Below are 11,470 nucleotides of genomic sequence, written 5' to 3'. Positions count from 1 at the left end.
CCCCCCCCCCCCCCCCCCCCCCCCCCCCCCCCCCCCCGCTCCTACAGGTTCGCGCTGACCTGAAGGATTGCTTGGCCCCTGTGGGAGCGGGCGCGCCCGCGAAGAAATGCATGCGGTGGTGCAGGTTAATTAATATGTTATCGTTTCCGCCCGCCCAATCCCTCCCGGAGCGCAAACCTTGACCCACCCCAGCCGCCTGATCGTGCTACTGGCCGCCCTGGTAGCCTTCGCCCCCCTGTCGATCGACACCTACCTGCCCAGCCTGCCCGCCATCGCCGCCGACCTGCAGGCCAGCGCTGCCAGCGTGCAACTTACCATCGGCGCGTTTCTCGCTGGCCTGTGCCTGGGCATGCTGTTCCACGGCCCGCTCTCCGACCGCTTCGGCCGCAAACCACTGCTGATCGCCGGCATGTTGCTGTACCTGGGCGCCACCGTCGGCTGCATGCTTGCCAGCAGCGTCGAGCAACTGATTGCCTGGCGCTTCCTGCAGGCCTTGGGCGGTGCTGCTGCATCGGTACTGGCGCGAACCATCGTGCGCGATCTGTTCGCCATCAACGAAGCCGCCCGCACCCTGTCGCTGATGCACCTGGTGACCATGATCGCCACCCTGGTCGCGCCCCTGGCCGGCAGCTTCCTCATGCTGCTACAGGGCTGGCGCAGCATCTTCGCCGGGCTGTTCGTGTTCGCAGCCCTGTGCCTGGCCGCCTGCATCTGGAGCATCCCGGAAACCCACCCCGCCGACAAACGCGCCGGTTCGCTCGGCGCCGCGCTGGCCGGCTATTGGCACATCGCCCGCAGCCCTGCGGCGTTGGCGTACATCCTGTGCATGGGCCTGTCGTTCGGCGGCATGTTCGCCTTCATCACCGCTTCGCCATATGTGTACATCGAGTACTTCGGCGTTTCCACGCACACCTATGGCTGGCTGTTTGCCCTGAACATCGCCGGGGTCATTGTGATGACCCTGCTCAATGCCCGCCTGGTCAGCCGCGTTGGCCCGCTGTGGATGCTGGGGTTGGGTGCGCTGTTTGCCGGTATCGCAGCACTGGGCCTGGGCGTACTCGGCGGGGCAGGGCTGTTGGGCCTGGGCGGCATCGTCGGCCTGGTGGTGCTGTATGTCAGCGTGACCGGCCTGATGGGGGCCAATTGTGTGGCCAGCCTGCTGAAGCTGTTCCCGGCCAATGCCGGTGCTGCGGCCGGGCTGGCGGTGGCGAGCCAGTTTGCCATGGGCGCGGCCTTCAGCGCCCTGGTGGGGAGCCTGGCCGATGGCACACCGCGGCCAATGTGCCTGGTCATTGCAGCGGCTGGTGCCGGGGCGGTGCTGTGCTATGGCTGGTTGCGGTTTAACATGGCGGCTTCGTCATCCCGCTTTCCGGAGCCTGCCCCATGAGCAACACGCAATTCCGCCAGCCTGTCGTCGCCGACGCCGAGCGCTGCTACCAGATCGAGATCGGTGCCTACGAGGGCGACGAGGCGGCCACCCTGGAGAAGATCCGCACGCGCATCAGCCAGTATCCGCAAGGCTTCCTGTTGCTTGAAGACCCGCAGGGCATCGTAGGCTTCATCAACAGCGGCTGCGCCCATGACGTGGTCATGTCTGACGAAGCGTTCAAGGAACTGGTCGGGCATGACCCGCTGGCGCCCAACGTGGTGATCATGTCGGTGGTGGTTGACCCCGCCCACCAGGGCAAGGGTTACGCCAAGCGGTTGATGACTGAATTCATCGCGCAGATGAAGGCGCAGGGCAAGCAGACCATCCACTTGATGTGCAAGGAACAGCACGTCGATTTGTACCGCAAGTTGGGTTACCAGTACGTGCGGCCTTCGCCTTCCGACCACGGCGGCATGGCCTGGCATGAAATGGTCATGAGCCTTTGAGCTGATAGGCCGGCGGTGGCTGGCACCGGCTTTGCCGGTGTTCGCGGGCAAGCCCGCTCCCACAGGGATCGCGCAGGCTTGTCATATTTTGAGCATGACAATTGGTCCCCCATGAGGCCTCAGCAGCCAGCGGCTGCTGAGGTTGCTGTTTACTCAGTACTCCCAGAAAATCCGTTGCAGCTCTTTGCTGTCCTGGGTCTTGGTCATTGCCACCATCGCCAGGATCCGCGCTTTCTGCGGGTTCAGGTCATGGGCCACGACCCAGTCGTTTTTGTCATCCGGCTGTTCGGCGTTACGCAGCACGAAACCACCCTGGTTGACGTGCGACGAGCGAATGATCTGCACCCCGTTCTTGCGCAGTTCCTGCAGCGCCGGCACCACCCGCGACGACACCGAACCGTTGCCGGTACCGGCATGGATCAGCGCCTTGGCGCCGTTTTGTGCCAGTGCCTTGTAGGCGGTATCGGTAACGTTGCCATAGCCATAGGCAATGTCCACCTGCGGCAGGCTGCTGATCTGCTTGATGTCGAACTCGGAGTTGACCGTGTGGCGCTTGGCCGGCAGGCGGAACCAGTACGACTTGCCTTCCACGACCATGCCCATCGGGCCCCAGGCGCTCTTGAACGCTTCGGTCTTGATGTTGACCGACTTGCTCACGTCACGACCCGACTGGATTTCGTCGTTCATGGTTACCAGCACACCCTTGCCCCGCGACTGCTTGTCGCCGGCCACGGCCACGGCGTTGTACAGGTTGAGCATGCCGTCGGCGGACATGGCAGTGCCCGGGCGCATCGAGCCGACTACCACGATCGGCTTGTCGGTTTTTTCTACCAGATTGAGGAAGTAGGCGGTTTCTTCCAGGGTGTCGGTGCCGTGGGTGATGACGATACCGTCGACGTCCTTGCTGTCCGCCAGTTCGGCGACGCGTTTGGCCAGCTTCAGCAGGTCGTCGTTGCTGATGCTTTCCGAGGCGATCTGCATCACCTGCTCGCCGCGCACGTTGGCGATGTCGGCCAGTTCCGGCACACCGGCGATCAGCTTGTCGACGCCCAGCTTGGCGGCCTGGTAGGTGGCGCTGTTGGCGGCGCTGGCACCGGCGCCGGCAATGGTGCCGCCGGTGGCGAGGATGACCACATTGGCCAGCTTCTGCTGGGTTTCTGCTTCCTTGGCCGAGGCGGTGGCTGGCAGGATCAGCAGCAGTGCGAGTGCGCTGGGGGCGAAGGTTTTCAGTGCGGCATTCATCGTTATTGTTCTCTCTCTTCCTAGTGAGATGGTTTTTGAATCGCGCAGGCTTGCAGGCATCTTTCATACCAGCCTGCGCGTACGGCTTTTTGTGGGAGCGGCCTTGCGTCGCGAAAGGGGTGCGAAGCACCCCCAAAAATGGGTGCCTTGACACACATTCCGGGGCTGCTGCGCACCCCATCGCGACACAAGGCCGCCCCCACAAAGGGCAAGTACTCCATTCGTGATTCCGAACAAGCATAGGAAAAGGTGTTCGGTTTTTCGGAAAAATTCTGGATAATCAACGCCAGCAGATTTTGGCCTCCGACAGCCAAACGGATTTGACAAACCCCGGTCCTGTTTCCATAGTTAGGTACCGCAAACGTTTGCGATCCGATAAAAAAACAAGATTCGGAGTCATCGTCCATGAAGCTGCCGTTCCCCGGTCGTCTGCTGGCCCTCGCTGTCGTTTCCTCACTGTCCTTCGCCCTGCCGTTGTCGGTTGCCCATGCCGAGGACAAGCCCAAGGTCGCCCTGGTCATGAAGTCACTGGCCAACGAGTTCTTCCGCACCATGGAAGACGGCGCCAAGGACTACCAGAAAACCCACGCCAATGAGTTCGAGCTGATCGCCAACGGCATCAAGAACGAAACCGACACCGGCGAACAGATCCGCATCGTCGAGCAAATGGTCAACTCCGGCGCCAAGGCCCTGGTAATCGCCCCGGCCGATTCCAAGGCGCTGGTGTCTGCGGTGAAGAAGGCCATGGACAAAGGCGTGGTGGTGATAAACATCGACAACCGCCTGGACCCAGAACTGCTCAAGAGCAAAGGCATCAGCGTACCTTTCGTCGGCCCCGACAACCGCAAGGGCGCACGCCTGGTCGGCGATTACCTGGCCAGCCAGAAGCTCAAGGCCGGCGACCAGGTCGGCATCATCGAAGGCGTGCCGACCACCACCAACGCCCAGCAGCGCACCGCCGGTTTCAAGGACGCCATGCAAGCCGCGCAAATGAAGATCGTCTCGGTGCAAAGCGGCAATTGGGAAATCGACAAAGGCAACGCCGTCGCCGCCTCCATGCTCAACGAATACCCCGACCTGAAAGCCCTGCTGGCCGGTAACGACAGCATGGCCCTGGGCGCCGTGTCGGCCGTGCGCGCTGCTGGCAAGACCGGCCAGGTGCAGGTGGTGGGTTACGACAACATCAACGCCATCAAGCCAATGCTTGCCGATGGCCGCGTGCTCGCCACCCTCGACCAGGCCGCCAGCCAGCAAGCCGTATTCGGCATCCAGGCCGCACTGAAAATGGTCAACGGCGAAAAGCCTGACGTGGATGCCGACAACGTCATCCAGACCCCGGTCGAACTCATCACCAAAAAGCCCTGACGCCCAGGAGAAACGGCCATGCCTGCATCGGCCAATGAAGTGGTGCTTGCCGCCAGCGGCTTGGGCAAGACCTACGCCCTGCCGGTGCTGGGCGAGGTCAGCCTGACCCTGCGGGCCGGCGAAGTGCTGGCCCTGACCGGCGAAAACGGCGCCGGCAAGAGCACCCTGTCCAAGCTGATCAGCGGCCTGGAAAACCCTACCACCGGGCACATGACCTACCGTGGCCAGGCCTACGCGCCGGCCAGCCGCCGCGAGGCCGAGCGCTTGGGCGTGCGCATGGTCATGCAGGAACTGAACCTGCTGCCGACCCTGACCGTGGCCGAAAACCTGTTCCTGGGCAACCTGCCCAGCCGCTGCGGCTGGATCAGCCACAAGCGCCTGCGCCAGTTGGCCAGCGCCGCCATGGCCCAGGTCGGGCTGGATGCCATCGACCCGGGCACCCCGGTCGGCGAGTTGGGTATCGGCCACCAGCAGATGGTCGAGATTGCCCGCAACCTGATCGGCGACTGCCATGTACTGATCTTTGACGAGCCCACCGCCATGCTCACCGCGCGCGAGGTGGAATTGCTGTTCACCCAGATCGAGCGCCTGCGCGAGCGCGGGGTGGCCATCGTCTACATCTCGCACCGCCTGGAAGAACTGCAACGCGTGGCCCAGCGCATCGTCGTGCTGCGCGACGGCAAGCTGGTGTGCGACGAGCCGATCCAGCGCTACAGCAGCGCCGAGCTGGTCAACCTGATGGTCGGCCGCGAACTGGGCGAGCACATCGACCTGGGCCGCCGGCAGATCGGCGCGCCGTTGCTCAAGGTGGACAAGCTCAGCCGCAGCGACAAGGTGCGCGAGGTGTCGTTCGAAGTCAGGGCAGGGGAGATCTTTGGTATCTCCGGGCTGATCGGCGCCGGCCGTACCGAGCTGCTGCGCCTGATCTACGGCGCCGACCGTGCCGACAGCGGCAGCATTGCGCTCGGCCAGCCGCCGCAACCCGTCACCATCGATTCGCCCAAGGCCGCCGTGCGCGCCGGCATAGCGCTGATTACCGAAGACCGCAAAGGCGAAGGCCTGCTGCTGACCCAATCGATCAGCGCCAATATCGCCCTGGGTAACCTGGGCGCCGTGTCGCGCGCCGGCGTGCTCGACGGCGAGGCGGAAAGGGCCTTGGCCGAACGGCAGATCCAGGCCATGCGTATTCGCAGCGCCGGCGCCCAGCAGGTGGTTGGCGAGCTGTCTGGCGGCAACCAGCAGAAGGTGGTGATCGGCCGCTGGCTGGAGCGCGACTGCCAGGTGCTGCTGTTCGACGAACCTACCCGTGGCATCGACGTCGGCGCCAAGTTCGACATCTATGGCCTGCTGGCCGAGCTGGCCCGCCAGGGCAAGGCCTTGGTGGTGGTGTCCAGCGACCTGCGCGAGCTGATGCTGATCTGCGACCGCATCGCCGTGCTGTCGGCCGGGCGCCTGATCGACACCTTCGACCGCGAGCATTGGACCCAGGACCAACTGCTGGCCGCCGCCTTTGCCGGTTATCAGAAACGTGACGCGCTGCTGCATGAGGCAGCCCCCAGGATGGACGCATGAAAACCACTCCGCTCGACAGCCAGGGCACCGCCCCCATGCGCCGCACTGGCACCTACTTTGGCCTGGGCACCTACCTGGGCCTGGCCGGCGCGTTGTTGGCGATGATCGTGCTGTTCTCGTTCCTCAGCAGCCACTTCTGGTCTTACAACACCTTCAGCACCCTGGCCAACCAGATCCCCGACCTGATGGTGCTGGCGGTGGGCATGACCTTCGTGCTGATCATCGGCGGCATCGACCTGTCGGTGGGCTCGGTGCTGGCGCTGGCGGCCTCTGCGGTGAGTGTGGCGATTCTCGGCTGGGGCTGGGGCGTGCTGCCCTCGGCGCTGCTGGGCATGGCCGTGGCCGCGCTGGCGGGCAGCATCACCGGGGGCGTCACCGTGGCCTGGCGCATCCCGTCGTTCATCGTCTCGCTCGGCGTGCTGGAAATGGCCCGCGGCCTGGCCTACCAGTTCACCGACTCGCGCACCGCCTATATCGGCGATGCCTATGCCTGGTTCTCCGACCCGGTGGCCTTTGGCATCTCGCCGGCATTCATCATCGCCTTGCTGGTGATTGTGCTGGCCCACCTGGTGCTGACCCGCACGGTATTTGGCCGCTACCTGATCGGCATCGGCACCAACGAAGAGGCCGTGCGCCTGGCCGGCATCGACCCGCGCCCGTACAAAGTGCTGGTGTTCGCCCTGATGGGCCTGCTCGCCGGCCTGGCCGCGCTGTTTCAGATTTCCCGCCTGGAAGCGGCCGACCCCAATGCTGGCTCCGGCCTGGAGCTTCAGGTGATCGCCGCCGTGGTGATCGGCGGCACCAGCCTGATGGGCGGGCGCGGCTCGGTCATCAGCACTTTCTTTGGCGTACTGATCATTTCCGTGCTGGCCGCAGGGTTGGCGCAGATCGGTGCCAGCGAACCGACCAAACGCATCATCACCGGGGCGGTGATCGTCATCGCCGTGGTGCTCGACACTTACCGCAGCCGGCGTGCAGGCCGGCGGAACTGACCACATGGCAACCATTAAAGATGTCGCGGCACTGGCGGGTATTTCCTACACCACCGTGTCCCATGTATTGAACAAGACCCGACCGGTCAGCGAGCAAGTGCGGCTGAAAGTGGAGGCCGCCATCGTCGAGCTGGATTACGTGCCCAGTGCGGTCGCGCGCTCGCTGAAGGCGCGCAGCACGGCCACCATCGGCCTGCTGGTGCCCAACAGCGTCAACCCGTACTTTGCCGAGCTGGCGCGGGGCATCGAGGACGCCTGTGAACGCAACGGCTATTGCGTGATCCTGTGCAACTCCGACGACAACCCGCAGAAGCAGCGCAGCTACCTGCGCGTGCTGCTGGAAAAGCGCATCGACGGCCTGGTGGTGGCCTCGGTGGGCCAGGACAGCGACCTGCTGCAAAGCCTGGCCAGCGTGCGCACGCCCATGGTCATTGTCGACCGCGAACTGGAAGGCGTGGATGCCGACCTGGTGCGCATCGACCACGAGCAGGGCGCCTACCTGGCCACCCAGCACTTGCTGGAGCTGGGCCACCGCGACATCGCCTACATTGGCGGCCCTGCCGAAACCGGGGTTACCCAGCTGCGCCTGAGCGGCTTCCGCCGGGCCATGGCCGAGGTGCAGGCGCCCGTGCAGGGCAACCGCGTGCTGCACTGCGACTTCACCAGCCCCGGCGGGCATGCGGCAGCGGCGCTGGTGCTGGAGGGCCAGCGGCCTACGGCGATTTTTGCCGGCAACGACATGATCGGTTTTGGCGTGCTGCGTGCGGCTGCCGAACGCAATATCAACGTGCCCGGCGAGCTGTCGGTGATCGGCTTTGACGACATCGAACTCAGCCGCTACGTGTACCCACCGCTGACCACGGTCGGCCAGTCGATTCGCGAGCTGGGCGAGAGCGCCGCCTCGCTGCTGCTGACGCGTATCGGCACGCCCCGGCAAGGTGCGGCGGAGCAGCGCATTGTGGCCCCGCGCATCGTCCTGCGCGAATCCACCGGGCCCCGCCCGGACCTGTTCAACGATTACCGCTAACGCTAAGGAAATGTCATGAAAGCCAAGGTTGTGGTGGTCGGCAGCCTCAATATGGACCTGGTGGCCCGCGCCCAGCGCCTGCCCCGGGCCGGCGAAACACTCCCCGGCGAAAGCTTTTTTACGGTGCCGGGCGGCAAGGGCGCCAACCAGGCGGTTGCGGTAGCGCGCCTGGGCGGCAGTGTGGCGATGATCGGCAATGTCGGCGACGATGATTATGGCCGGCAACTGCACCGGGCCTTGTATGTAGAGGGTATCGACTGCCAGGGCGTCAGTACCTGCCCTGGGGTGTCCAGCGGCATCGCCCTGATCACCGTGGATGCCGCCAGCCAGAACTGCATTGTCATCATCCCGGGTGGCAATGGCCTGCTGACGCCGCAATCGGTGCAACGTTTCGATGCGCTGTTGCAGGCGGCCGAGGTGATTATCTGCCAGCTGGAAGTGCCGGCTGAGACCGTGGCCTGGACCTTGGCCAGGGGGCGCGAGCTGGGCAAACAGGTGATCCTGAACCCGGCGCCCGCCACCGGCCCGCTGCCGGCGGGCTGGTTTGCGCACATCGATTACCTGACGCCTAACGAAAGCGAGGCCGAGGCCCTGACCGGCATCCCGGTCACCGACCAAGGCAGCGCCCAACGCGCGGGCGAGCGCTTGCTGCAACTGGGCGCGGGTAAAGTGATCATCACCCTGGGCGCGCAAGGGGCGTTGCTGGTGACTGCCCAGGGCCATGTGCATTTTCCGGCACCCGTGGTGCAGCCGCTAGACACCACCGCGGCGGGCGACACCTTCATTGGCGGCTTTGCCGCTGGCCTGGTGCGTGGGCTGGAGGAGGGCGAGGCCATTGCCTTCGGCCAGCGTGCGGCAGCGCTGTCGGTTACCCGCGCGGGTGCGCAGCCATCGATCCCCTACCTGGCGGAGCTTGCGCCATGAAGAAAACCCCGCTGCTGAACGTTGCCCTGTCGCGGACCATTGCCGGCATGGGCCATGGCGACATCCTGGTGATCGGCGATGCCGGGTTGCCAGTGCCGCCGGGTGTCGAGCTGATCGACCTGGCGATCACGCCAGGTTTGCCGGACTTTGCCAGCGTGTTGCGGGTGGTGTTGAGCGAGTTGCAGGTAGAGCGGCATGTGCTGGCCGAAGAAATGCAGAAAGTGGTGCCGCCGGCGCTGGTCGAGATCGAACGGTTGAAAGGCAAGCTGGGCAAGCGTGAATGGCTGAGCCATGAGGACTTCAAGGTGCTGTCGCGCAGTGCGCGTGCGGTGGTGCGTACCGGAGAGTGCCAGCCGTATAGCAACATTGCCCTGATTTCCGGTGTCACGTTCTGATCCACTGCTCAGCAAGCGGCAGTGCCTACCCTGTGGGAGCGGGTTCACCCGCGAAGAAGGCGACGCGGTGGATGGCACCGGCTTTGCCGGTGTTCGCGGGTGAACCCGCTCCCACAGGGGGCTGTGGCTCTGCAAGAATTTTCACCCAGGCAAGGCTGCGGCTCTGCAAGAATTTTCGCCCAGGCAACAAGGAGTGCCCACCCCATGCTCAAACCCCTGCTACAAGGACTCGCCTTCATGGCCACCGCCACCACCCTGCAGGCCGCCCCGATCGACCTGATCATCGACACCGACCCCGGCGCCGACGACGTGGTCGCGCTGTTCCTGGCCATGGCCTCACCCGACGAGCTCAACATCCGCGCCATCACCACCGTAGCCGGCAACGTGCGCCTGGATAAAACCTCGCGCAACGCCCGCCTGGCCCGCGAATGGGCCGGCCGCGAAGACATTCCCGTTTACGCCGGCGCAGGCCGCCCGCTGGTGCGCGCGCCCATTTACGCCGCCGACGTGCACGGCGAAGAGGGCCTGGCCGGTGTTCAAGTCCACGAACCGAAAGCCCCGCTGGCCCAGGGCAACGCCGTGCAATACCTGGTCGACACCCTTGGGTCTGCCAAGCCGCACAGCATCACCATCGCCATGCTCGGCCCACAGACCAACCTGGCGCTGGCGCTGATCCAGCGCCCGGAAATCGCCAAAGGCATCAAGCAAGTGGTGGTCATGGGCGGCGCCCACTTCAACGGCGGCAATATTACCCCGGTGGCGGAATTCAACCTCTACGCCGACCCGCATGCTGCAGAAGTGGTACTGGCCAGCGGCGTGCAGCTGACCTACCTGCCGCTGGACGTCACCCACAAACTGCTGACCAGCGAAGCCCGCCTGAAACAACTGGCAGCGGTAAACAACCAGGCCAGCAAGCGCGTGGTGGACATTCTCAACGTCTACGTCACCCACGACATGGACCTGTACGGCATGCCCGGTGGCCCGGTGCACGACGCCAGCGTCATCGCCTACCTGCTAAAACCCGAGCTGTTCAGCGGCCGGCGCATCCATATGAGCATCGACAGCCGCGAAGGCCCGACTTTTGGCCAGACCATCGCCGACTGGTACGGCGTGCTCAAGCAGCCGGCCAACGTGCTGTGGGTGGAGCAGGGCGATGCCCAGGGCCTGTTCGACCTGCTCAGCGACCGGTTGGCGCGATTGCAATAGCCGCGTGCGGTGCGTAGCGCTCCAGCACTTGCTCGATGAAGCTGCGCGCCGCCTCGGCGCCGCGATCGCGCACCAGCAGGTCGATGCCAATCAACAGCAACTCCTCTGGCGTGCCAGGGCTGTACGCGCTCTGGCCCTCGGCCCACTTGACCTTGATATCGGCATCGATGCTGTGGCTGCTCATGAAAAGCTCTCGCTAGGGGCCCGGAACGAAGGGATGAACACTGACCCTGGTGTTCGATGGAGGCGGGATGCGCTCCACTTCTTGCAGCAAATCATGGCTTTGCGCCAGTGAGCCTGCGCGCTAAGCATATGGCAAACGCAGCGGGTTGTGCAAAATCCGGTCACGATTGCTTTTCGCCTCGGTGCTACAGTTCAGGCAGACTTGACCGGTTTTGCAACAAATGATGAGCGGAACTGTCCGATCAGGCAGTTCCCAGACCGATTTAGGAGGCTTCATGTTCCGTACCCGTGCTTACCTGGCAACCCTGGCGGTGGCTGCTGTCCTGGCTGGTTGCAGCACTGGTGGCAACGCTGGCGGTGGCGCAGCACCGGCCACCCCGGCAGGCAACGATGGCCGCTGCGAAGCCAGCGGCGCCGACTTTGCCATTGGCAAGCCGGGCAGTGCCGACCTGCTGGAGCAGGCGCGCAAGGCCAGCGGCTCGCAGATGGCGCGCATTCTCAAGCCGCACGACGTGGTTACCCTGGAGTACCGTTCCGAGCGCCTGAACCTGAATGTGGATGAGCAAGGTGTGGTGACCCGCGTCAACTGCGGTTGATGCCGTGCCGGCCCATTCGCGGGTAAACCCGCTCCCACAGGGATAGCGCCAACCTTCAGGCCTGCGCCGCCGCCCTCTGTGGGAGCGGGTTTA

At 64.6% G+C, this 11,470-nt stretch carries 12 protein-coding genes; 10 read left to right on the top strand and 2 right to left on the bottom strand.

Annotated features, from left to right (window positions below):
- Positions 1–178 precede the first annotated feature (178 nt).
- Positions 179–1,387: a Bcr/CflA family multidrug efflux MFS transporter gene (locus tag IAE39_RS17160; RefSeq protein ID WP_201204663.1), complete on the top strand. Its 1,209-nt coding sequence runs from the start codon at positions 179–181 to the stop codon at positions 1,385–1,387.
- Complete coding sequence (locus IAE39_RS17155; protein ID WP_201204655.1) at positions 1,384–1,875, top strand: GNAT family N-acetyltransferase; 492 nt, start codon at positions 1,384–1,386, stop codon at positions 1,873–1,875. Before IAE39_RS17160 ends, IAE39_RS17155 begins: the two co-directional genes overlap by 4 nt.
- Before the next feature lie 153 nt (positions 1,876–2,028).
- Here IAE39_RS17155 and IAE39_RS17150 read toward each other — a convergent pair whose 3' ends face one another.
- Positions 2,029–3,117, bottom strand: a complete 1,089-nt coding sequence (locus tag IAE39_RS17150) for an asparaginase (protein WP_201204653.1) — start codon at positions 3,115–3,117, stop codon at positions 2,029–2,031.
- A gap of 405 nt (positions 3,118–3,522) precedes the next feature.
- On the opposite strand from IAE39_RS17150, the gene IAE39_RS17145 reads away from it, so the two are divergent.
- The 7 genes from IAE39_RS17145 to IAE39_RS17115 all read left to right on the top strand — a co-directional run bounded on the left by IAE39_RS17145 (position 3,523) and on the right by IAE39_RS17115 (position 10,598).
- The gene (locus tag IAE39_RS17145) at positions 3,523–4,482 is read left to right on the top strand and encodes a sugar ABC transporter substrate-binding protein (protein WP_201204651.1); all 960 of its coding nucleotides are present in this window, start codon (positions 3,523–3,525) and stop codon (positions 4,480–4,482) included.
- 18 nt (positions 4,483–4,500) lie between these two features.
- Entirely contained in the window at positions 4,501–6,054 is a 1,554-nt protein-coding gene (locus tag IAE39_RS17140; RefSeq protein ID WP_201204649.1) for a sugar ABC transporter ATP-binding protein, read from the top strand.
- On the top strand, positions 6,051–7,046 hold the full coding sequence (locus IAE39_RS17135) for an ABC transporter permease (RefSeq protein WP_201204647.1): 996 nt from the start codon (positions 6,051–6,053) through the stop codon (positions 7,044–7,046). Before IAE39_RS17140 ends, IAE39_RS17135 begins: the two co-directional genes overlap by 4 nt.
- Positions 7,047–7,050: 4 nt before the next feature.
- Positions 7,051–8,073 (top strand): LacI family DNA-binding transcriptional regulator, encoded by a 1,023-nt coding sequence (locus IAE39_RS17130; RefSeq protein WP_201204645.1) that lies wholly within the window; start codon positions 7,051–7,053, stop codon positions 8,071–8,073.
- Between the two features lie 15 nt (positions 8,074–8,088).
- Entirely contained in the window at positions 8,089–8,997 is a 909-nt protein-coding gene (gene rbsK, locus IAE39_RS17125) for a ribokinase (RefSeq protein WP_201204643.1), read from the top strand.
- Positions 8,994–9,392, top strand: coding sequence for a D-ribose pyranase (rbsD, locus tag IAE39_RS17120; protein ID WP_201204641.1), 399 nt, complete (start codon positions 8,994–8,996; stop codon positions 9,390–9,392). Before rbsK ends, rbsD begins: the two co-directional genes overlap by 4 nt.
- 204 nt (positions 9,393–9,596) lie before the next feature.
- On the top strand, positions 9,597–10,598 hold the full coding sequence (locus IAE39_RS17115; RefSeq protein WP_201204634.1) for a nucleoside hydrolase: 1,002 nt from the start codon (positions 9,597–9,599) through the stop codon (positions 10,596–10,598).
- On the opposite strand, the gene IAE39_RS17110 is transcribed toward IAE39_RS17115, so the two are convergent.
- Entirely contained in the window at positions 10,570–10,782 is a 213-nt protein-coding gene (locus tag IAE39_RS17110) for a hypothetical protein (RefSeq protein ID WP_201204633.1), read from the bottom strand. The two genes, IAE39_RS17115 and IAE39_RS17110, sit on opposite strands and share 29 nt — an antisense overlap.
- A 274-nt stretch (positions 10,783–11,056) precedes the next feature.
- On the opposite strand from IAE39_RS17110, the gene IAE39_RS17105 reads away from it, so the two are divergent.
- The gene (locus IAE39_RS17105; protein WP_201204631.1) at positions 11,057–11,377 is read left to right on the top strand and encodes an I78 family peptidase inhibitor; all 321 of its coding nucleotides are present in this window, start codon (positions 11,057–11,059) and stop codon (positions 11,375–11,377) included.
- Positions 11,378–11,470: the final 93 nt, after the last annotated feature.

It is taken from the genome of Pseudomonas sp. S37 (assembly GCF_016658545.1).
Classification (GTDB): Bacteria; Pseudomonadota; Gammaproteobacteria; order Pseudomonadales; family Pseudomonadaceae; genus Aquipseudomonas.
The sequence above is the reverse complement of the archived record's forward strand: the minus strand, read 5'-3'. Positions and strand labels throughout refer to the sequence as shown.